A 21,418-nucleotide genomic window follows, 5' to 3' on the forward strand; every position below is an offset into this window, starting at 1 on the left:
GCTGACCTTCGGTTGGCGCGCATTTCGTTTGTCACTAAGGCTTCCAACATGAAGCAAGCCATGCATGTCCTTTCGATCACGGCACGAGGGTCGGGCCTGCTGGACATCTCGCATCAGGTCGAATCATGGTTAGCGGAACAGGCGATCGGTGACGGTCTCCTGACGCTCTTCTGCCGGCACACGTCGGCCTCCCTACTCATTCAGGAGAATGCTGCGCCAGCGGCTCGGCGGGATCTCGAACGCTACTTTGCGCACATTGCTCCGGAGAGTGCGGGCTACGAGCATGATGACGAAGGTCCCGACGACATGCCCGCGCACCTTCGGGCCGCGCTGACGAACACACAGTTGTCTGTTCCGATCTCGGGCGGCCACCTGATGCTCGGCAATTGGCAGGGCATCTACCTCTTCGAACACCGGCGGCAGCCCTCACCGCGGCAGATCGTTCTTCATTTGATCGGCGAGTGAGATGAGCCTGGAGAGTGTCCGGACATTCCTGGCGGCGTGTGCGCCCGACCTCCGGATCATCGAGGCTCACGCAAGTACAGCGACGGTCGCGGACGCCGCGATAGCACTAAACGTGGAACCGGGCCGCATTGCCAAGACGCTGAGCATCAGGGTGAAGGAAACGATCCTGCTGCTCGTCACTCGCGGCGACGCGCGGCTGGACAATGGGAAGTGCAAGATGGCTTTGGGAGGACGCCCCCGCATGCTGGGCGCGGAGGAGACGCTGGAGGCGACGGGGCATCCGGTTGGAGGAGTTTGCCCGTTCGGCCTCACGTTGCCCCTTCCCATCTACTGCGATGTCAGCCTTCGCGCCTTTGACCAGGTCTATCCCGCGGCAGGTTCACGCAACGCCTCCGTCGAAATCACTCCGACGCGGCTGGCGGAACTCGTCGGTGCCCACTGGGTGGATGTCTGTACCGTTCCCGGCTGATCAGCGCCGCAGGACTCCCTTGGCGAGGATGCGCTGGATTTCCGTCAGGTTGCTGCCCCGGCCGATCTTGATCTCGAGCGGTTCATGGGTCCCGGCGAGCCACAGGTGCATGTCTGCATCCAGGTCGAAGGTGCCCGCCGTCTCAAGGCTGAAGCGAGTGATGGATCGGAATGGGATCGACTGGATCGCTACCTTCTTGCCGGTCAGGCCCTGCACGTTGACCAGGCACAGCCGCTCGCTTGTCAGAAACGCGATGTCCCGCACCGTACGGAATGCCGCCATGACCTGCTCCCCGTCGAGCAGCAGCGCGCGGTAGCGCTTCTCAATCTCGGAGGTACCGATTTCCGTGGCGGCGAACAGGCCCATCGCTCAGCCTTTGAGGCGCTCGGAGACGATGGAACCACCGCAGGTCAGGCGAACCGCTTGAACGATTTCGTCGTCGTCCGGGAAGACGGGGCGGCCCTTATCCGCGTCCCAGAAGGCAGCAAGGAAGTTGTAGAGGTTGCGGCTGAACAATGCGGAGGCGTCCGCCGCAAGGCCGCGTGCCAGATTGGACGCGCCGAGGATCGTCACCCCGTGCCGCTGGACCTGCTCTCCAGCGATCGTTCCTTCCACGTTGCCGCCGGCGTCCGCGGCCAGATCGACCACCACGCTCCCCGCCCGCATGCTGGCAAGCTGTGCGTCGGAGATCAGGCGTGGAGCTGGACGCCCTGGGATCAGGGCCGTGGTGATGACGATATCCTGCTTGGCGATGTGCGCGGACACGAGCTCCGCCTGAGCCCGCTGGTATTCCTCGGAGGTTTCCGAGGCGTAGCCGCCCTGCCCCTCGCCTTCGATACCCGCGACGTTCTCAACGAAAATGGGCTTGGCGCCCAGTGAGAGGATCTGCTCACGGGTTGCGGAGCGGACGTCGGTGGCGCTGACCTGTGCTCCCAACCGTCGGGCCGTCGCAATGGCCTGCAGTCCGGCCACTCCAACCCCCATCACGAACACCCGCGCCGCGCTGACGGTACCCGCCGCGGTCATCATCATTGGGAATGCACGGCCATACACCGCGGCCGCGTCGATGACCGCCTTGTACCCGGCAAGGTTGGACTGGCTCGACAGGATATCCATGGACTGCGCCCGCGTGATCCGGGGCATCCATTCCATGGCGAGCGCCTCGTAGCCGGCCTGAGCATAATCGGCGACGGCATCGCCGCGGCGGACAGGATCGAGGGCTCCGATCAGCAGTGCCCCAGACTTCAGCCCGTGCAGATTCGAGGCTTGCGGTCCGGAGATGCACAGGATCGCGTCTGCACCCGCCAGCACCGTTTCGCGGGACCCGACCTTGGCACCAACGGAAAGATACTCTTCGTCCGCAACCCCAGCCTGCAGACCCGCGCCCGACTCCACGACAACCGTGGCCCCAAGCGTGCTGAATTTCTTCACGGTTTCCGGAATGGCAGCTACCCGGGTCTCGCCGGGCGCCGTCTCCTTCAGGATACCGATCTGCAACGGTAAGCTTTAATTGCTGATGATGATCAGCACGAGCAAGCCGACGATCAGCGCTGCAACCGCGCCCCACTTCAGCAACGCGATCATGCGCTCGTAATCGCGGGCGTGGGACTTGAAGTCCACTGGTCCGCCGTCGTTGTTGTTGACCTGATTGCCGGCCATGAGGCTCCCCTGAGGCGTTGTCGTTTGATGCCTCATAACAAGCAAGTGCAGCCTACCCAAGTCCCGCTTTAAGACAGAATTTACCCGCCGCGCGCTACAAGGCGCCATGCGCGCCGATACGGTCAAGTTCCTGCTGCTCATCGACGCCGATCCGGGCGAGCGGCGGATCGTGTCCTCGACGGCCTCAAGAGCGGGATGGAGCACCATCGGTGCGCCCAGCCTGACCGATGCGGTCGAACTGCTGGCCGGCCCCAACGGCCACGAGATCAAGGCGGTGCTGATCGGCGCGTGGGACAGCAGCAAGGGCCCGGCGATCGTGCGGAGCCTTCGGTCCAATCGCCCCGGGCTCCCGATCATCGTTCTGGCTGACGGCGGCTCGGTCGGCCATGCGGTCGAGGCGATGCGCGCCGGGGCCACGGACTTCCTAGCCAAGCCGGTGGCTTCGGAGCGGCTGGTGGAAGCGCTGGCGGTGAATGGCGATCGGCGCCGAGCGTCCGGTGAGCTTGCTCCTCTCAGTGAGAAGCTGGCGCCCAACCTGGCATTGGAGGAATTGATCGGCGCCGCTCCGGAGTTCCGCGCGGCGCTGGCCGTGGCCGCCAAGGCTGCCCGCAGCCGGCTGCCGATGCTCATCGTTGGCGAGGCAGGCACCGGCAAGGAAACCATGGCACGGGCCATCCATGCGGCTTCGCCACGAGCCCGGGGACCGCTGCTGCAGGTCGACTGCAAGGCCGTGGCAGCGAACATCATCGACAGCGAGCTTTTTGGTCATGTGGCGGGCGCATTTGCCGGCGCATTTGCCGAGCGGGTCGGCAAGATGGTCGAAGCCGATGGCGGCACGCTGCTCCTCGACGAGGTCAACTTCCTTCCCAAGCCGACTCAGGAGGCCCTCGATCGGGTTCTCGCTACCGGTGAGGTCCGGCCGGTCGGGTGCAACGGCAGCAACTCGGTCGACGTGCGCGTCATCGCGACGTCATCGCAGCCGCTTCCATCCGATTTTCATTCGGGTCTAAGCGAGCGTCTTGCCGCGACCACCGTCACTCTCCCTTCCTTGCGCGAGCGCAGCAGCGATATTCCCGCCCTTGCGCGCCATCTTCTCGCCCGCATCGCAGGGCAGCCAGGTATCCGTCCCCTCTCGATCGGCAACGATGCGTTGTCCGTGCTGATGCGGTACGGCTGGCCAGGAAACGTGCGCCAGCTTTCGAACGTGCTGTTCCGCGCGGCCCTGCAATGTCAGGGTTCGGCGCTCACGGCGGAAGACTTCCCGCACATTGCGATTCAGTCCCGCTTCAGCCAGCGGGCGGAGGATTTCGCGCCGGAGATCAGCAAAGCGTCAAGCGACGCTGCGCTCGCCGGCTCTCCTTCCATCACGCTGTTCGACTCCGAAGGCCACCTCCGCCCGCTCGATCAGATCGAAGGAGATGTGATTCGGCTGGCCATCGGTCATTATCGCGGGAAGATGACGGAGGTCGCCCGCCGCCTGGGTATTGGCCGGTCGACCTTGTACCGGAAGCTAGCGGAACTCGGCATCGACAACGGTCACTGAGCGAAGCAATGGTTCAAGGATGGACCGCATTCTTGTCCTGCTTGTTCTGTCCCTAGTTTCTTGCAGCGACCCGCAGACGGCGGACAGCGGTGTCAGGAGCCCGCCTTCACCGTGTCGAAGCGAGCTTTTCGAGGGCAGCCGCCTTACGCTCTGCGCGAGAAAGGACGCGATCCTAGAAATCCACTCCGCTCCCGCCAGTGGCGCACCTTACCGGTCATTTGCGGCGCTCGAACAAGCACTTGGCAGCCGCTCTTCGAACGTCCTCTTCGCCATGAATGCGGGAATGTTCGATGATGAGGGCCGGCCGATTGGCCTGGTGATCGAACAAGGACGCGAGTTGAAGGCGATCAACCGACGGCGGGGGCGGGGGAACTTCCACCTGCTGCCAAACGGGGTCTTTCTGGTTGGCAAGAACGGGATTGCCGCTGTCGTGGAAACCGGCAAGCTTCGCGATGTCCGGGATGTCGCCTTCGCTAGCCAGTCCGGACCCATGCTGCTCATGAACGGCAAGCTCCATCCTAGCTTCGTTCCGGACGGAGAGAGCCGGCACTATCGCAATGGTGTTGGTATCGCGGCGGACGGCACCCCCGCTTTCGTCATCAGCGAAGAGCCAGTGTCATTCGGCAAGATCGCCCGTTATTTCCGCGACCGGCTTGGCGCACGGGAGGCGCTCTACTTCGACGGCGCAGTGAGTTCACTTTGGGACCCACGGAACGGCCGGCGCGACAACCATGCAGAGCTTGGCCCAATGGTGGTCGCCTTTCGCAGGCGCTAAAGCGGATCCATGCATTTCTCCGGCACCTCCACCCTTATCACCGGCGCCGCCTCAGGCATTGGGCTTGCGACCGCCCGCCACTTGGCTGAACATGGCGCGGGGCGGCTCATCCTGGTTGATCGGGGCGCTCGGGCGCTGGACGCTATTGATCTGCCTTGTGAGACGCTTCGGGTAGATGGCGACGTTGGCGATCCCGGGTTGTGGGCGAAGCTGCCACTGCGCGAGCTCGATCACGCAGTCGTGAACGCTGGAGTTGCGGGAGTCGGACCAGTCTCCGAAATGCCCTTCGAGGGATGGCGGCGGGTCCTTTCGACCAATCTCGACGGCGCGTTCCTCAGCCTGCAGGCGAGTCTCCGGGCGATGCGGCACGGCGGCTCCGTCGTGTGTGTCGCGTCAGCAGCCGGCTTCAAGGCCGAGAAAGGCATCGGGGCCTATGCCGCGTCGAAAGCCGGACTGATCCAACTTGCCCGCGTGGCGGCAAAGGAGGTCGCGGAGCGGAAGATTCGGGTCAACGCCATAGCGCCAGGAGGTGTGGAAACCTCGATCTGGGAAAGCGAAGAGTTCCAGCACCGCAGCTCCGAGATCGGCCGGGAAGCCGCCTTCGCCGAGATCGCGAGCATGGGAACTCCCCTCGGCCGATTCGCTAAACCGGAAGAGATCGCTGCGCAGATTGCCTTTTTGCTCTCGAACGAAACGGCCGGGACCATGACCGGGTCCGTCCTCCTCAGCGACGGCGGTTATCTGCTCTAGGACAGGCGAGGCGTGAGCGCCTGATCCCGCAGTCCTCGCCAGACCTTCAGAGCTTGCACGGTCTCGTAAATATCGTGCACGCGAACGATCTGGGCGCCCTGCTCCGCGGCCTTGAAGGTAAAGGCGATGCTGCCGCCCAGGCGCCGGTCCGCTGATGCTTCGTTGTGAAGCGCACCGATCGTGCGCTTGCGGCTGGCGCCCAATACAACGGGGCAGCCCAGCCCGTGCAAGGAAGCGAGTCCGTTCATCAGCTCCAAATTGTGAGCCACCGACTTGCCAAAGCCAATGCCGGGGTCGACCAGGATGTTCTCGCGCGGGATGCCGGCCTCGATGGCCGCAGCGATCCGGCTTTCCAGCCATAACCACACCTCGACCACGGCCCCACGCGGGTAGGTCGGGTTGTCCTGCATGGTCTCGGGTTTGCCCTGGTGATGCATCAGGACGACTGGAACACCTCTCGCCGCGACCACTTCAGCGGCGCGGTGGTCCCAGGTCAGTGCCGAAACGTCGTTCACGAGCCGGGCCCCGGCGGCGATTGCCTGCTCCATGACGACGGCCTTGCGCGTGTCGATGGACACGGCCGATCCGCCTGCTGCCAGTTGCCGGACCAGCGGCACCACACGCTCGATCTCATCACCTTCCCAGACCGGACGTGCTCCGGGTCGCGTGCTCTCTCCCCCCACGTCGATGATGGCGGCGCCTCCCTCTGCTGCGCCGAAGCCTGCCCGCACGGCCTCTTCTGGGGAGCCGTACTGCCCTCCATCCGAGAAGCTGTCGGGAGTTGCGTTGAGGATGGCCATCACCTGCGGCTGGTCGAGACGGATCGTTCGCTCGCCGAGTTGCAGGGCCGGCCGCGGACGGGTGAGAGCATCCCATTGCGCCGCCATGTCGTTATCCAGACGGTCGGCGAGAGCCTCGACCGCCACGAGCTCGGTGGCACTCGGCCCATCCCCATCGACGGACATGATTTCGACTTGGGCGAACCAGTTCAGCCCCCCGGCAAGCCGCGCAACCTTGCCATCATGCCCGAACGGAGCGTCCACAAAGCCGGTCGGGCGCAAGATCCTCCGCACCGTCATGCGAGGTCGGCGAGATGCCTCTGCCGGAGAGTGTCGAGCGGCTGCAGGGCTCCGTCGACCTCCACGTGCCAGAAGGTCCATCCGTTGCAGGACGGCGCACCCTGAAGCGTCGCGCCGATCTTGTGGATCGAACCCGTCTTGCCCTCGCAGCTGAGCGATCCGTCGGCTCCCACCTTGGCGGTCCAGCGACGCTTGGAATCCGTGACCAAGGTCCCGGGCTCGATCATTCCGCTCTCGACAAGCAGCCCAAATGCGACCCTTGGTTGGCTGCGCTTGTCGGGCACGGTCGTCATCGCGCTTTCGTCGAGCGGCAGCGTGGAATCGATCCGCTCCCGGGCCACCTTCACATAAGCGCGTTCCCGCTCAATCCCGATCCACTTGCGGCCGAGGCGGCGCGCGACCGCGCCCGTCGTGCCGGTGCCGAAGAAGGGGTCCAGGACCACGTCACCCGGTTTCGTGCAGGCCAGCAGGATCCGGTAGAGGAGCGACTCCGGCTTCTGGGTCGGATGCGCCTTGTTGCCGTCGTCCCCCTTCAGGCGCTCGGACCCGCTGCAGATCGGCAGCACCCAGTCGGAGCGCATCTGCAGGTCGTCGTTCAGCGCCTTCATCGCGCGGTAGTTGAAGGTGTAGCGCGCCTTCTCGTCCTTGGCGCACCAGATCAGCGTTTCGTGAGCGTTGGTGAAACGCGTGCCGCGGAAGTTCGGCATCGGGTTCGACTTGCGCCAGACGATGTCATTGAGGATCCAGAAGTCTGCATCCTGCAGCAGCGACCCGACGCGATAGATGTTGTGGTACGACCCGATCACCCAGATTGTGCCGTCGTCCTTCAGGATCCGCCGAGCCTCGGCCAGCCATTCGCGAGTGAAATCGTCGTAGACCGCAAGGCTGTCGAACTTGTCCCAGGCGTCGTCCACCGCATCGACCCGGCCGCCCTCCGGGCGAAACAGGTCGCCGCCGAGCTGGAGGTTGTAGGGCGGATCGGCGAAGATCATGTCGACGGAGCGGTCCGGCAGCTTCGCCATCTCCGCAATGCAATCGCCCATGAGGATCTGGTCCAGGGGCAACTCCCGCTTCGGCAGGCGTTTCCCGGTCGGCCGCGCGCGGCCGGTCTCCTCCCTGATCGGTACGATGAGGTTCATCTGTTCCTTGCCCCCGTTTGGAGCATCACGGTGAGTCCGACGGGACTCGCGGTCAACAGAAGAAGGGTTAACACGGCTTGGAGGGTCGGCGGAACGGAAGGAGTCCGGCTCGTCCCAGGCACAAGATATTGAGTCCGTTCCGCAGACGAGGACTCAAGACGTGGTGGTGTGACTCAAAGGACTCGCATCGTGGAGTTCGTGTTCATTCCGCCGCGAACAGGGTCGGCTGGGTCGCGGCGGCAATGACTTCGCGGACCAGGCCGAAGCTCCGGCGGTGAAGCGGGGTCGGTCCAAGCTCCCTCAGCGCCCTCCGGTGATCGGGCGTCGGATAGCCGCGGTTCGACTCCCACCCGTACCCGGGATGAGTCTCCGCATATTGCGCCATCATCCGGTCCCGCGTGACCTTGGCGACAATCGAAGCTGCAGCAATCGACCGGCACTTGGCGTCCCCCGCGACGATCGCAACCGAGGGCCGCTCCCACTTGGGACAGCGGTTCCCATCGACCAGCACCATGGCGGGCTCGAAGCCCAAGGCCTCCACCGCGCGGATCATCGCCAGCATGCGCGCCCAGTAGATGTTGAGTTGGTCGATCTCCTCAACCGTACAGATACCGACGCCGCAGCGCGCCTGCTTCATCAACCGGGAGTAGATCGCTTCACGCGTGTCGAGGTCCAGCTTCTTGCTGTCGTCGATCCCACGCGGGAACCGTTCACGGTCCAGAACGACTGCCGCTGCGACCACGGGGCCGGCCAAGGGCGCGCAGCCGGCTTCGTCGACGCCGGCTAGTGGCATCGGATGGTCACGCTCGAGCTTGAAGCAGGGCTTCCCCATGGCCTGCCAAGCTAAAGCGGCTTTGCCTTACTCGCCAGTGGGTTGCGGCGCTTTTTCTTCGCGCAGGCGCCACGGTGGGAAGCGGCGGGCCTCTCCGGCCTTGTAGAGGAAGACGATGTTACCGGCCGGGTCGCGCAGTCGGGCCTCGCGCCACATCCACGGCTGGTTGCGTGGTCCGTGCTCAAACGCAATGCCCACCCTGGCGAGCAACTCGACGCGTTCGTCCAAGTCGTCGCACTCGAAGTAGACTGCGGTCGATGGCGCGATCTCCTCCTCGGAGTCGACATGCACCGAGAAGGTCGCTCCACCCCAGGTCTCGAAGCGGGCGTAGCCATTGTCGGGACTGTCGACGATCTGCTTCAGGCCCAGCGCACGGTAGAACCGCACGGACTTCCCGTAATCCTTGGCGGTTACCGTCGCCTGGTTGAGCCTTGGCCCGTTGCCGACGTCCAGCCGGACCTGCGCATGCCCCAGCGGGCCGGCGCCCTGCCCCAGACCCGGTGCCTCCAGCAAGGCCATCCGGACGAACTCCCGGCCGCGAGCCACGGAGGTTGCAAGCTCCTTTTCTTCCGCAAGGCCGACGGCGATCGCGCTGGCCAAGGTGCAGCCGGTGCCATGAGTGCTGGTGGTCGCAATCCGCTGCCCTTGCCAGCTGGTCATATTGTCTTCTTCGATCAGCGCGTCCGCGAGCGCCTCCCCCTCCTCATGTCCGCCCTTGATGAGCACGGCGCAGCGATGCTTCCCAACAAGGTGCAGGGCTGCTTCCACGGGATCGTCCTTGCCGGTCAGGCGGTGCAGTTCCGGCAAGTTGGGAGTGGTGATGGTCGCCAGGTCCATCAGGCGGCCGAACGCGGCGATCGTGGCATCATCGGCGAGCACCGAGCCGCTCGTCGCGATCATTACGGGATCGAACACGATGGGCACGTCCAGCGCTTCGAGGCGATCCGCGACAAGATTGGCGGTGAAAGCGCTGCCGATCATGCCAATCTTGATCGCATCCACACCGAGGTCCTCCACCACGGCATCGATCTGCGCGAGCACCGTTTCGCCCGGTATCGGGTGAACGGCGGTAACGCCTAGCGTGTTCTGTGCCGTGATCGCGGTGACAGCCGTCATCGCATGCCCGCCGAGCATCGTGACGGTCCGGATGTCAGCCTGGATGCCTGCTCCCCCGCCACTGTCCGAGCCGGCGATGATCAGGATGCGCGGGATGGTCATGCGGTCCTTGTCGGCAGGGCAGGTAAAGAAATCGCCTAGGCTGCCGCCTGGACCGCTTCGCAGATGCGATCCACCACGGCCTGGACCTGCGCTTCATCGTCCCCTTCCGCCATGACGCGGATCAGCGGCTCGGTCCCGGACTTGCGAATCACGAGCCGCCCCCTGCCGTTCAGCTCGGACTCCGCCTCCGCAATGCAGCGCTTTACGCTTTCGACTTCGAGCGGTGCACCACCCGAGAAGCGGACGTTCTTGAGCAATTGCGGGACCGGCTCGAACTGGCTGAGCAACTCGCTTGCGAGTCGCCCTTCGTCCACCAGGGCTGCGAGGATCTGGAGGCCCGCCACGAGGCCATCCCCGGTGGTCGCATGATCGGTCAGGATGATGTGACCCGACTGCTCGCCGCCGACGTTACAGCCCTTCTCCCGCATCGCCTCGAGCACGTACCGGTCGCCGACCTTCGTCCGCTCGAGCCGCAAGCCCGCCTCGTCCAGCTTTCGTTCCAGACCGAGATTGGACATCACAGTCGCGACCACGGCACCGCCGCGCAGTTCACCCTTGCGATGCTGATGCATGGCGATCAGCGCCATCAGCTGGTCGCCGTCGATGACCTTCCCGGTCTCGTCCACTACGATCAGCCGGTCCGCGTCGCCATCCAGCGCTAGGCCGATATCCGCCCCGCTGGCTACCACCGTCTCCTGCAGGGTGGAGGGGTGGGTCGAGCCGCAGCCATCGTTGATGTTAAGGCCGTTCGGGGTCACGCCAAGCGGGATGACCTCCGCGCCCAGTTCCCACAACGCTTCCGGAGCGACGTGGTAGGCCGCGCCGTTCGCGCAATCGATGACAATCTTCAGCCCGTCGAGCCTGAGCCGTTCGGGAAAGGTCGATTTGGCGAAGTGAATGTACCGGCCGCGAGCATCGTCGATCCGCTTGGCGCGTCCGATCTTGTCCGGCGCGACGAGTTCCGGGTTCTTCTCCAGCCGAGCCTCGATCGCCATCTCATCGCGGTCCGACAGCTTGTACCCGTCGGGTCCGAACAGCTTGATGCCGTTGTCGGCGAAGGGATTGTGGCTGGCCGAGATCATCACGCCTAGGTCCGCACGCATCGAACGGGTCAGCATGGCGACCGCGGGCGTGGGCATCGGGCCGAGCAGGACCACGTCCATCCCGACGCTGCAGAAGCCGGCAACCAGCGCCGATTCCATCATGTAGCCGGACAGGCGCGTGTCCTTCCCGATCACGACCCGGTGGCGGTGATCCCCGCGAAGGAAATGCGCGCCCGCCGACTGGCCGACCTTGAGTGCTGTCTCGGCGGTCATCGGGGGCGTGTTGGTGAGCCCGCGGATCCCGTCCGTTCCGAAGAATTTCCGTGCCATACGACGCCTCTAGCGCGTGGCGGTCAGGCGAGCCAGCGCCACAATCCGACCGGCATTGGGTGGGCCCATGTGGCGGCCAGGAACAGGATCGTGCCGCCGATGAAGGTGAATGCGCCCGGGATGGCGAGCCCGCGCCCGAAGGGCACGAAGCTTGTTCGCTCTTCCCAGCGCGCCCACTCGTCGCCGAGCTGCCGTTGCTTTTTCCGGTCCTGCCCCGCGGTCCCTCCAAGGGCGAGGACCAGGATGGCGGCCGCGATCGCTACCGCGGAAGGCTCCGGATGCACGCCGATGTGCGCGATGGCCCATAGCGCAAAGCCCCACATCATCGGATGCCGTGTAATCCGAAAGACGCCCGCCGGCTCCCCGATGGTGACCGGACGCCCGCCAGCATTCACCATGGCCGGGTTCTTCCGGAAGGAGCCGACGAACAGGATACTGCCGCTCCACACCAGCAGCGCTGCCGCCCACCATGCCCAGTCCGGAACCGTCCACAGCGGAGTCTCGGGCCCCGCATTTCGCCGCGCGAGCACCATGGGCACGAAGGTCGCGAGGGCCACGGCAGAGTATGCGGCGCTGAACCCGCGCTCGCCGATCCGGCGAGCGAGTGGAGCCCGAAGCGGGTGCGACAGCAGCAAGTGGGTGGCGACGAAAGCGGCTGCGAAGAGCGCTACCGTCGCCGCCCCGCTCACCGGCGGTAAGCCTCCGGCAGCTCCCGTCGCTGCAGATCGCGGTAGCGGTCGCGGAGCTTGGTCTGCCGGTTCTCCAGCGGCTGGCGAACGCCATCGATCAGCACGACTTCCGGAATGCTGCCATTGTCGAGCGGATCACCGGACCAGATGACGACATCGCCGCGCCGGCCAGGCTGCAGGCTGCCGACCTCGGCCCCAAGGCCGACTGCGTCCGCAGGAGCGGAGGTCACCATCCGCAGCGCCTCGCCCCAAGACAAGCCCGCAGCGCCGGGGATCTTCGAAAGTCCGACCAGATTGCCGGCATACCAGCGCACCCGGAACGCCATGCGTGGATCGTCATCGTCCACGGTCCCGATCGCGACCTTCACCCCAGACTGCCGCATGCGCCCGATATTCGACTGAGTCGCTGCGAGCGACTCGAAACTGCCGGGCAGGTTCGTCAGGGCCGACGCGATCACGGGGATGCCCGACGCGGCCAGACGATCGGCAATCATCCAGCCCTCGTCCGCACCCACGATCACCAGTTTCAGGTTCGGGAACTCCCGTCTCAACCCAATGACCTGCAACAGGTCGGTGGAGCGGTTGGCGTGGACCATCAGGATCTGCTGGCCGCGAAGCACAGGCACGAGTGCTGCGGCGTCGAACCGTGTGAGCAGCACGTCGTCGCTGCGCTGGGCATCGGACGTCAGCAGCTTGGGATCGGTCGGGTTCTCCGGCACGCCGGGCCGCTGCCTTGCCCCGCCACCCCGGATCGGGCTGGCGAAGCGGCTAAGTTCCGACGCTTCCCTCAAGGCATTGCGGAGCAGGACGTGAGCCGACGCGCGGGAGCCGCCTGCCTCGCTCGCGCCCTCTTCCCCCAGCTCCACATATTGGAACAAGCGGGCTCGCGTGACCGGTTCGAGATCGGCGCCGGTGTCGATGAGCGCGCCTTGCCCGGCGAAGATGCTGCGGCCAACTGCCGGTGCGACAATGGCGCGGGTAACGCCGTCGGCCCGATTGATCGCCACCGGCTGCGCGTTTGGGTTCAGGGCCGGCGCGATGTCCAGCGCAGCGCTGAAGGGACCATTGGCGGAGATGTCGTTGGAGCCCTCCACCGCATCGACGTCCGCTAGCCCCAACCGAGAAAAACCGGCTACCATGCCGGGCGTGACCCATCTGCCGGTCGCGTCGATCACCGTCGCTTCGGCCGGAACCGAGACCTGCGCACCGGCTGCAACCACTCGACCCTCGCGGATCAGGACCGTGCCGCCGCGGATCGGCTCCGACCCGTCACCGATCGCGACATTGCCGCCGGTGATTGCGATCGTCTGCGCGGTTGCGGGTGCCGCCAGCAGGAGACTGCAGCCGACAAGCAGCGCTGCGGTTGCGACGCGCCTCACTTCACGTCCCCTTCGCCGACTTGGCCAAGTTCGAAGTCGCTCACCGGCCGCTTGTTGGGGCTGGCCGCATTGTACATCTCGGCACCGTCAATCCACACGCGCTCCGGCCGGCTATAATTACTGAACGGATTGCCGTTCCAGAGGACGACGTCGGCCATCTTGCCCGGCCTCAGGCTGCCCGTCTTGTCGAAGATGCCGAGAGCCTTGGCCGGGTTGGCCGAGAGCCAGGTCCAGGCGGTTGCTTCCGAGATCTCGACGCCCGTCCGGCGCCCGGCCGTCAGCGCCTTGGCGGCTTCCTGGTTCAGGCGCTGAATCCCGTTCGGATCGTCCGAATGGACGATGGCGCAGGCGCCAGCATTGTGAACGAAGGGAATGTTCTCGCGGATGGCGTCGTAGGACTCCATCTTGAATCCATACCAATCGGCCCACATCGCCGAGCAGATCCCTTCGCGGGCGAGCAGGTCGGCGATCTTGTAGCTTTCCACCGCGTGGTGGAACGTGCCGATCTTGTACCCCATCTCCTTCGAGAGATCGATCATGATCGCCATCTCGTCGGCCCGGTAGCAGTGGTTGTGCACCAGGATGTCGCCGGCCAGCACTCCGCTGAGCGTTTCCATTGCCAAGTCACGGGACGGCATGTCGCCGCCCTTCTTCTGGTAGGCGTCCCACTTGCGCTTGTAGGCCTGTGCCTGAAGCCAGGTCTGCCGGGTTACCGCGATGTTGCCCATGCGAGTCGACGGCATGGTGTTGCGGCTGCCATAAACCCGCTTGGGGTTCTCGCCGCATGCCATCTTCAGCCCGTAAGGCGCGCCCGGGAACTTCATGCCTTGCACCGTCCGGGCGGGCACGTTCTTGAGTGTAACCGATCGGCCGCCGAAAAGGTTTGCGGAGCCTGGCAGGATCTGCAGCGCAGTCACGCCGCCGTTCGTCAACGCCCGGCTGAAGCCGGGGTCCTGCGGCCAGACACTATGCTCGGCCCAGACTTCCGGCCGCGCCGGGCCGGTCGCCTCATTACCATCCTGGTGCGCCTGCACGGCTGGCGAGGGATAATCGCCAAGGTGGCTGTGCACGTCGATAATGCCGGGAGTCACGTACTTGCCCGCTCCGTCGATCACGATCGCGCCGGCCGGAGCCTGCACATCGGTGCCGACCGCTTGAACCTTCCCGTCGGCAAGAAGGACCGAGCCGCCGTTGATCTGCCCACCCTCCCCATCGAAGATCGTGACGTTCCTGATCAGCGTCGGCGCGCCGGCATAGGGCTGGTAGGTCGACGGATACGGATCGGCATTGATCCGCACCGCGGGAGCAGCAGGCTTCCCTGTCGTCGCACAGGCCGCCAGGGTTGCGGCGGCGGCCGAAGCCACCGCCACCAGCTTCAGGTTGCGCATCAGGCGCCCTTCGGACTGCGACCGGGAACCGTCTCCGCTTGCGGGAACAGGCCCGTCGCCTGGTTCTCAGCCAGTTCATCACGCCCGGCGAGGTCATCGTCCTTCAGCGTGTCGAGGTGCATCAGGCGCTTCACGAAGGGAGACACCGCCAGCACGGCCACGCCGATACCGACCGTCCACCAGCCGATGGTCTGGTAGACCGCCAGCGTGCCCTCCTTGGTCATCTCCCCATCGTGACCACCCGTGGCCTCGCCGATCTTGCCAGCCACGAAATTGCCGACCGCGGTCATGTAGAACCAGGCGCCCATGATGAGGGAGGCCATGAACTTTGGCGCGAGCCGGTTCATGGCGCTGAGGCCAACCGGGCTGAGGCAAAGCTCACCCGTCGTCTGCAGCAGGTAGATGAGGAACACGAACAGAACCGGCGTCAGCAGCTCCGGACCCGCGCCGAACGCAGTCGCGCCCCAGACGAAGACCAGGAACGAGGCACCGACCTGCAGCAACGCGATGCCGAACTTGGCGGGCGCGGACGGCTCCATCCCGCGCCGGCCGAGGAACACCCACAGCCACGCGAACAGTGGCGCCAGCAGGATGATGTAAATGGGGTTGATCGACTGGAACAGCGACGCCGGTACGCCCGCACGGTCGACGTAGCGATCGGTGTAGAGGTTCAGCGAACCGCCGGCCTGCTCGAACAGGCCCCAGAACACAGGGTTGAGCGAGATCAGGAACAGGATGGCGAAGATGCGGTCACGGGCGTGCGGCTCGAGCCGGAATGCCTCGAACAGCACATAGCCGAGCAAACCGATGCCGGAGATGATCAGCAGCGTTTGGATGACGTCCTGATACTGGACCAGGCCCCAGATTACGGCGATGGATGCGACGCCGACGCCGTAGAGCGTGAACTCCTTCTGGCGCGAAAGCGGACGCGGCGCCTCGCCCGCTCCGTTCAGCGTTCCCTTGCCCAGCACGAAGACGACCAGGCCGAGCAGCATGCCCACGCCCGCTGCGCCGAAGCCATAAGCCCAGCCGTAGGTTTCGCCGAGATAGCCGGCGATGATGGTGCCGATTGCAGCACCGACGTTAATACCCATGTAGAAGATGGTGTAGGCACCGTCGCGGCGCACGTCCTGCAGCGGGTAGAGCTGGCCCACCATCACGGAGATGTTGGCCTTGAGGAAGCCTGACCCGACAATGATGAACGCCAGCGCGGCCCAGAAGATGTTGATGGTCGGGTCGGACTGTCCGCCCGTGCCCTCGAACGCCATCAGGAAGTGCCCGGCCGTCAGCAGAACCGCGCCGAACAGCACGGCCTTGCGCTGGCCCAGGTAGCGGTCCGCTAGATAGCCGCCGAGCAGCGGGGTGATGTATACCAGCGAGGTGTAGGCACCGTAGATCAGGTTCGACTTGCCGTCGTCGAACAGCCAGTGCTTCGTGAGATAGAAGATCAGCAGAGCGCGCATGCCGTAGTAGGAGAAGCGCTCCCACATCTCGGCGAAGAACAGCATGTAGAGGCCCTTGGGGTGCCCCAGGAACTCCGGACTGCGGCCTGCGGCGACGACGCCGCCGCCGGCGAGAAGCAGCACCAGGAAGGCTGCTGCCAGGATCGGAATGATTGTCTCTGCGCCCACGCGCAAACTCCTCCACTGTACGACTGCGCGCTTGTTGCTCCGCGCCTGCCAATTGGGCGCGCACCGTAACGAGCAAATCGCCCTTGTGAAGTCGATTGTTACCAGCCGCTGCCACTGATAGGCGAGCGCGGGCATGCTGAAGGACCTGTCCTCCCCCCTCGCGCTGCTTGGCACACGTCGCTCGGGCAAGGCTCGTGACATGATCGGGCCGGGTCCGACGGACGAGCAACTCGAGCGAATCCTGCAGATCGCGGCGCGTACTCCGGACCATGGCAAGCTGCATCCGTGGCGGTTCGTGGTGGTCGCCGACGACCAGCGTCAGGATCTCGCCCGCCTCTTGAGTGCGGCCTTGTCCGAGAACGACCCAGCGGCAACCCATGCCCACCACCAGAAAGCGGCGGAGTTCGCGCACCAAGGCGAGGCCCTCGTCGTGCTTGTCTTTGCGCCGGTCGACAATGGCAAGATCCCCTTATGGGAGCAGGAGCTTTCGTGCGGCGCCGTCGGCATGAACATGCTCCACGCCGCCCACGCGATGGGCTTCGTGGGCTCCTGGCTGACGGGCTGGGCCGCTTATGATCCGACCGTCAGGAAGGCGTTCTGCCTGCCCGCCGAGCGGATTGCCGGCTTCTTCTTCTTCGGCTCCCCAGGGCAGCCGCTGGTCGAGCGGCCACGGCCCGAAGTTCCCAGTGTGGTTCGACATTGGCAGCCGCCGCTGGATTGACCATCTCGCCGCAATGCTGTAGTAACACACCATGACGCTCAGAGCCGCTCCCGACAAACCTGTTTATGTCCGCTTGAGGGAGACGATTGCCGACGCCATTCTGACCGGGCGGTACACGGACGGGGATCCGCTCCCCTCCGTCCGTGCGTTCGCGTCGGAGCAGGGTGCGAACCCGCTCACCGTCGCCAAGGCCTATCAGGGATTTCAGGACGAAGGGCTGATTGTCGTCAAGCGTGGCGTCGGAATGTTCGTCGCGTCCGGAGCACGCGCCCGCCTCCGCGAGTCCGAACGGGAGGCCTTCATCCAGCAGGAATGGCCGGCCATCCGGGCCCGCATGGACCGGCTCGGAATCAAGCCCGCGGATCTGCTCCAGCGCGAGCAGGCCTGATCAGGCCAGCGCCTCCGCCGGCACCGCGTAGAGCAGCCTCGCACCAGCCTCCGCTCCAGCGGCAAGTCCAAGCGCCTCGGGCACCATGACCGAATGAAAGAATTCGGTGGCGGTGCGCTTTACCTGGTGAAAGGGCTCCGTGCCGGTCGCAGCATTGGCCTGGCGCTCCATCAGCCAGCCGGCGGTCAGCACCGAACACATGGTGAGGAACGGGTAGCTTCCGGCGAGCCGGTCGTCATGGTCAGCGTTGCGTAAAGTCGCTGCGGCAATCTCCACCGCATCCGCCAGCGCCTCGATCGGGGGTGCTTCGGCCTCGGCCCTGATGTCGGCGATCAGGCTGTCGAATGCGAGACCGCCGTCGAGCCCGAGCTTGCGGCCCACCAGGTCCGCGGCCTGAATGCCGTTCGTACCCTCGTAGATCGGCGCAATGCGCGCGTCGCGCAGGTGCTGTGCCGCGCCCGTCTCTTCGACATAGCCCATGCCTCCGTGGACTTGAATCCCGAGGCTGGCGACTTCGCACCCGACATCCGTGCACCAGGCCTTGACCATTGGCGTCAGGATATCGCCCCGCGTTGCGGCCGCGGGGTCACCGGCATGACCCCGGTCGACCTGCCCGAACGCATAATAAGCCAGCGCCCGCGCACCCATCGTCAGGGCGCGCATCCGGAGCAGCATCCGGCGAACATCCGGGTGCTCGTGGATCGCAACCGCTTCGCGGCTCGACGCCCCTGCTCGCGCCGATTGAACGCGGCCAAGGGCATAATCCACGGCGCGCTGAGTGGCGCGTTCCGCAATACCGACGCCCTGCAGACCGACGTTGAGCCGTGCATTGTTCATCATCGTGAACATCGCCCGCATCCCTGCGTGCTCGGCACCGATCAACCAGCCGGTCGCCCCACCCTCATCGCCGAAGGACATGACGCAGGTTGGCGAGGCGTGAATGCCGAGCTTATGCTCGATGGAGACGCAGCGAAGGTCATTGCGGCGCCCGTCCGCCAGGATCTTCGGCACTAGGAACAGCGAGATTCCGCGCGTTCCCTCCGGTGCTCCCGGCGTGCGCGCGAGAACGAGGTGGATGATATTCTCCGCCAGGTCATGCTCGCCGTAGGTGATGTAGATCTTGGTCCCGGTAATCCGCCACGACCCGTCGCCATTCGGCTCGGCCCGGGTCTTGAGTGCCCCCACGTCCGATCCCGCCTGCGGCTCGGTCAGGTTCATGGTCGCGGGCCATTCTCCGCTGACGATCCTGGTCAGATAGTCCTGCTTCTGGTCGGGTGAGCCGTGGGCCTCCAGCGCCTCGATCGCCCCCATGCTGAGCATGGGGCATAGCGCGAAGCCTAGGTTCGCCGCGTTGAGGTCTTCCATCACCGCCGCGCCCAGCGCCAGCGGCAGGCCCTGGCCGCCCGCGTCCGCGGGAGCCGAGATGGTCGACCAGCCGCCCTCCACGAACGCGCGGTACGCCTCGCGAAAGCCGGGCGGCATGGTGACGACCCCGTCCGACCAGCGGGCCTTGTGGGTATCGCCGACCCGGTCCAGTGGCGCGAACTCCCCTTCCGCGAAGGTCGCCGCGCCCTCAAGCACCGCGTCCACCATGTCGGTGTCGTTTGTGAGCTCGTGAATGCCGACCACGTGGTCGAGCACAAAGCGCTGCTCCTGAACGGGGCATCGGAAGGTCATGAGCAATCCCTTGTGACTAAGCCGGCAATGCCATAGCGGCGGCGGCATGCCCGTTCCAGCCACCCGCGTACGGCCATTCGACGATGCCGGCATTGCCGAGGCCGCCGCGCTGATCCTGGCCGGCCAGCCGGTCGCGGTTCCGACCGAGACGGTTTACGGACTGGCGGCGGATGCAACCAACGGAGAAGCGGTGGCGCGCATCTACGCGGCGAAAGGCCGGCCGAGCTTCAATCCCCTGATCGTGCATGTGCCGGACCTTGCAGCCGCAGAGCGGATCGGTATCTTCGACACTGGGGCACGAGCTCTTGCGGCGGAGCACTGGCCGGGACCATTGACGCTGGTCGTTCCACTGCGGGAGCCGTCCGGCGTCGCCTCACTCGTCACGGCTGGACTTCCGACCATCGCGCTGCGGGTCCCCGCGCATCCCGCCATGCAGGCACTTCTGCAAGCGACGGGACGTCCACTCGCCGCTCCGAGCGCCAACGTGAGCGGCCGGATCAGCCCGACGCGAGCCGAGCATGTGCTCGCGTCCCTTGATGGCCGCATTCCGCTGATCCTCGATGCCGGTGCGACCGACCGCGGCATCGAGTCCACCATAATCGGGGCAAGCGGCGGTCAGTTGCGGCTTCTCCGCCCGGGCCCGATCGAGGTACCAGATGCGTTACAGGTGGAGGGCGGCATTGAGGCGCCGGGCATGATGACCAGCCACTACGCGCCATCCAAGCCGCTCCGCCTGAACGTCACGACTGCCGAGAACAACGAGTGGTTGATCGGCTTCGGCCCGGTCGAGGGCACGTCGACGCTCAGCGTCACGGGCGACCTGGTGGAGGCGGCGGCCAAGCTCTTTGCCGCGCTCCACGAGGCGGACGCGTCCTCTGCGCCCCGCATCGCGGTTGCGCCTGTTCCGAGGGTCGGCCTGGGCGCCGCGATCAACGACCGACTGCAACGCGCAGCGGCGTGATCTCGGAGGGAAGAGGGAGGAGGCGTTCGCCCCCTCCCGCTCCGCTTACAATCCCGAGGGCCCAGTTGCTTCCGAGCTGACCGCCGCCGTGCTCGGGGCCGCAGCAGGCTCTGCCGTCTGTTCTGCCGCGGGCTCAACCGTGGTCGCTACGACCGGCTCTGCCACAGAAGCCGTCACCGCGGCCTCTTCCGGAACGAGCGTGACCACCAGCGGATTCGGGGTCAGGTTGTTCATCGATCCATTAGATCCATCGACGATCCCGCCGATGAGACCGCCGACCAGCAGGTTGCCCGCGCCGGCAACTGCGCCACCACCAGCCAGCTTGCTGTCGACGGTGAGGGTCTGGGTCTTGTAGCCCTGCTTCTTTACCGTGGCCGTGAAGCCGGGCCGGCGCTTTAGCTTGAGCTTGCAGGGCGTGACACACTGCTGCCCCGTTGAGAGCGTGACCTCCGCCTCGGATGGTGTGGATTGCACGGCGAACTTCTGGCTAGTGCCGCGAGTGACCGTGGCACATGCGGACAGCAGAACGGTGGCAGCCGCGAGGCCGCCCAATTGGACGAAACGGTTCATGGTATTCCCCCCTTCAAGTACTCGCGACCTGAAGGCAGGTCGCAATCACGGGGGCTTGCACGCCGTTAAGTTCCAAGCAACTGCGAAGAAATCGCAGCTTGGTAAACCCGCGTTAGTGAGGCTTTCCTGCCACTAAGCGATTGCCCCGAGACTTTTCAGCCGGTTCTGGAAAGACTTGCGGAGTTTCTGCAGCTTAGGTGGAATGACCGCCATGCAATACGGATTGCGCTGACCTTCGTTCGCCCAATAGTCCTGGTGATAGTCTTCGGCGGGATACCAATCGCTGACCGGCTCGATGGTCGTGACCACTCGGCCGTTCTGCTGTTCATTGACCTCGGCGATCTTGTCGCGCGTGATGTGCTCCTGCTCTTCGTTCTGTGGGAAGATGGCGGAGCGATACTGCGTGCCGATGTCGTTGCCCTGACGGTTGAGCTGCGTCGGATCATGCGTCGCGAAGAAGATGTCGAGCAGTTCGGCGTAGCTGATTGCAGCAGGATCGAAGGTGATGCGGATGGCTTCGGCATGGCCCGTGTCGCCGCCGCAGACCTGCTTGTAAGTCGGATTGACGGTTTGGCCGCCGGTATAGCCACTCTCGACCGACTTTACCCCGACCACATCCAGGAAGACCGCTTCCGTGCACCAGAAACAACCACCCGCCAGCACTGCAACCTGATCGGCCATCGATCCCGCTCCTTTTCAACTTGGACGGCGA

23 protein-coding genes are annotated in these 21,418 nt (G+C 65.2%); 8 read left to right on the top strand and 15 right to left on the bottom strand.

All coding sequences use genetic code 11. The features are described 5' to 3' along the window. Positions 1–48 precede the first annotated feature (48 nt). Positions 49–465: a secondary thiamine-phosphate synthase enzyme YjbQ gene (locus tag JT720_RS13510; RefSeq protein ID WP_205481823.1), complete on the top strand. Its 417-nt coding sequence runs from the start codon at positions 49–51 to the stop codon at positions 463–465. Position 466: 1 nt separating this feature from the next. After that, positions 467–934 (top strand): YbaK/EbsC family protein, encoded by a 468-nt coding sequence (locus JT720_RS13515; RefSeq protein ID WP_205481824.1) that lies wholly within the window; start codon positions 467–469, stop codon positions 932–934. On the opposite strand, the gene JT720_RS13520 is transcribed toward JT720_RS13515, so the two are convergent. Genes JT720_RS13520 through JT720_RS13530 form a run of 3 tightly spaced genes read right to left on the bottom strand, consistent with a single transcriptional unit; the run spans position 935 to position 2,593 of the window. After that, positions 935–1,300, bottom strand: a complete 366-nt coding sequence (locus JT720_RS13520) for a PH domain-containing protein (RefSeq protein WP_205481825.1) — start codon at positions 1,298–1,300, stop codon at positions 935–937. Positions 1,301–1,303: 3 nt separating this feature from the next. Then, positions 1,304–2,431 (bottom strand): NAD(P) transhydrogenase subunit alpha, encoded by a 1,128-nt coding sequence (locus JT720_RS13525; RefSeq protein ID WP_205481826.1) that lies wholly within the window; start codon positions 2,429–2,431, stop codon positions 1,304–1,306. A gap of 9 nt (positions 2,432–2,440) precedes the next feature. Then, a complete protein-coding gene (locus tag JT720_RS13530) occupies positions 2,441–2,593 on the bottom strand; it encodes a hypothetical protein (protein WP_205481827.1) in 153 nt (50 codons plus the stop codon). Between the two features lie 106 nt (positions 2,594–2,699). Here JT720_RS13530 and JT720_RS13535 point away from each other — a divergent pair, with 106 nt between their 5' ends. Genes JT720_RS13535 through JT720_RS13545 form a run of 3 tightly spaced genes read left to right on the top strand, consistent with a single transcriptional unit; the run spans position 2,700 to position 5,661 of the window. Further along, positions 2,700–4,136, top strand: coding sequence for a sigma-54-dependent transcriptional regulator (locus JT720_RS13535; protein WP_205481828.1), 1,437 nt, complete (start codon positions 2,700–2,702; stop codon positions 4,134–4,136). Positions 4,137–4,155: 19 nt separating this feature from the next. Further along, complete coding sequence (locus tag JT720_RS13540) at positions 4,156–4,911, top strand: phosphodiester glycosidase family protein (RefSeq protein ID WP_272873220.1); 756 nt, start codon at positions 4,156–4,158, stop codon at positions 4,909–4,911. A gap of 9 nt (positions 4,912–4,920) precedes the next feature. Beyond that, positions 4,921–5,661 (top strand): SDR family NAD(P)-dependent oxidoreductase, encoded by a 741-nt coding sequence (locus JT720_RS13545; protein ID WP_205481830.1) that lies wholly within the window; start codon positions 4,921–4,923, stop codon positions 5,659–5,661. On the opposite strand, the gene folP is transcribed toward JT720_RS13545, so the two are convergent. The 9 genes from folP to JT720_RS13590 form a co-directional block, all read right to left on the bottom strand. After that, positions 5,658–6,740, bottom strand: coding sequence for a dihydropteroate synthase (gene folP, locus JT720_RS13550; protein WP_205481831.1), 1,083 nt, complete (start codon positions 6,738–6,740; stop codon positions 5,658–5,660). The two genes, JT720_RS13545 and folP, sit on opposite strands and share 4 nt — an antisense overlap. Then, positions 6,737–7,879, bottom strand: coding sequence for a site-specific DNA-methyltransferase (locus tag JT720_RS13555; RefSeq protein ID WP_205481832.1), 1,143 nt, complete (start codon positions 7,877–7,879; stop codon positions 6,737–6,739). Before JT720_RS13555 ends, folP begins: the two co-directional genes overlap by 4 nt. A gap of 202 nt (positions 7,880–8,081) precedes the next feature. Beyond that, positions 8,082–8,711: a ribonuclease HII gene (locus tag JT720_RS13560; RefSeq protein ID WP_205481833.1), complete on the bottom strand. Its 630-nt coding sequence runs from the start codon at positions 8,709–8,711 to the stop codon at positions 8,082–8,084. 27 nt (positions 8,712–8,738) lie between these two features. Next, a complete protein-coding gene (gene thiD / locus JT720_RS13565; RefSeq protein WP_205481834.1) occupies positions 8,739–9,929 on the bottom strand; it encodes a bifunctional hydroxymethylpyrimidine kinase/phosphomethylpyrimidine kinase in 1,191 nt (396 codons plus the stop codon). A 35-nt stretch (positions 9,930–9,964) separates the two neighbouring features. Continuing rightward, positions 9,965–11,302, bottom strand: coding sequence for a phosphoglucosamine mutase (gene glmM, locus JT720_RS13570; protein ID WP_205481835.1), 1,338 nt, complete (start codon positions 11,300–11,302; stop codon positions 9,965–9,967). A gap of 23 nt (positions 11,303–11,325) precedes the next feature. Then, the gene (locus JT720_RS13575) at positions 11,326–11,991 is read right to left on the bottom strand and encodes an NnrU family protein (protein ID WP_205481836.1); all 666 of its coding nucleotides are present in this window, start codon (positions 11,989–11,991) and stop codon (positions 11,326–11,328) included. Further along, positions 11,988–13,370 (bottom strand): amidohydrolase family protein, encoded by a 1,383-nt coding sequence (locus JT720_RS13580; protein WP_336512016.1) that lies wholly within the window; start codon positions 13,368–13,370, stop codon positions 11,988–11,990. Before JT720_RS13580 ends, JT720_RS13575 begins: the two co-directional genes overlap by 4 nt. Beyond that, positions 13,367–14,758 carry an amidohydrolase gene (locus tag JT720_RS13585; protein WP_205481837.1) on the bottom strand — a complete coding sequence of 464 codons (1,392 nt, stop codon included), beginning with the start codon at positions 14,756–14,758 and terminating at the stop codon, positions 13,367–13,369. Before JT720_RS13585 ends, JT720_RS13580 begins: the two co-directional genes overlap by 4 nt. Beyond that, positions 14,758–16,389: a peptide MFS transporter gene (locus tag JT720_RS13590; protein ID WP_419555409.1), complete on the bottom strand. Its 1,632-nt coding sequence runs from the start codon at positions 16,387–16,389 to the stop codon at positions 14,758–14,760. Before JT720_RS13590 ends, JT720_RS13585 begins: the two co-directional genes overlap by 1 nt. A gap of 133 nt (positions 16,390–16,522) precedes the next feature. Here JT720_RS13590 and JT720_RS13595 point away from each other — a divergent pair, with 133 nt between their 5' ends. Together JT720_RS13595 and JT720_RS13600 are read left to right on the top strand one after the other, a co-directional pair. Next, positions 16,523–17,110: a nitroreductase family protein gene (locus tag JT720_RS13595; protein WP_205481839.1), complete on the top strand. Its 588-nt coding sequence runs from the start codon at positions 16,523–16,525 to the stop codon at positions 17,108–17,110. Between the two features lie 31 nt (positions 17,111–17,141). Then, positions 17,142–17,498, top strand: a complete 357-nt coding sequence (locus JT720_RS13600; protein WP_205481840.1) for a GntR family transcriptional regulator — start codon at positions 17,142–17,144, stop codon at positions 17,496–17,498. Here JT720_RS13600 and JT720_RS13605 read toward each other — a convergent pair whose 3' ends face one another. Next, complete coding sequence (locus tag JT720_RS13605) at positions 17,499–19,175, bottom strand: acyl-CoA dehydrogenase family protein (protein WP_205481841.1); 1,677 nt, start codon at positions 19,173–19,175, stop codon at positions 17,499–17,501. A 46-nt stretch (positions 19,176–19,221) separates the two neighbouring features. On the opposite strand from JT720_RS13605, the gene JT720_RS13610 reads away from it, so the two are divergent. After that, entirely contained in the window at positions 19,222–20,136 is a 915-nt protein-coding gene (locus tag JT720_RS13610) for an L-threonylcarbamoyladenylate synthase (protein WP_205481842.1), read from the top strand. A gap of 45 nt (positions 20,137–20,181) precedes the next feature. Here JT720_RS13610 and JT720_RS13615 read toward each other — a convergent pair whose 3' ends face one another. After that, a complete protein-coding gene (locus JT720_RS13615; RefSeq protein ID WP_205481843.1) occupies positions 20,182–20,706 on the bottom strand; it encodes a hypothetical protein in 525 nt (174 codons plus the stop codon). A gap of 132 nt (positions 20,707–20,838) precedes the next feature. Further along, positions 20,839–21,387 carry a peptide-methionine (S)-S-oxide reductase MsrA gene (gene msrA, locus JT720_RS13620; RefSeq protein WP_205481844.1) on the bottom strand — a complete coding sequence of 183 codons (549 nt, stop codon included), beginning with the start codon at positions 21,385–21,387 and terminating at the stop codon, positions 20,839–20,841. Between the last annotated feature and the right edge of the window lie 31 nt (positions 21,388–21,418).

The sequence above is a fragment of the Sphingomonas arenae genome (genome assembly GCF_016924655.1).
Classification (GTDB): Bacteria; Pseudomonadota; Alphaproteobacteria; order Sphingomonadales; family Sphingomonadaceae; genus Sphingomicrobium; species Sphingomicrobium arenae.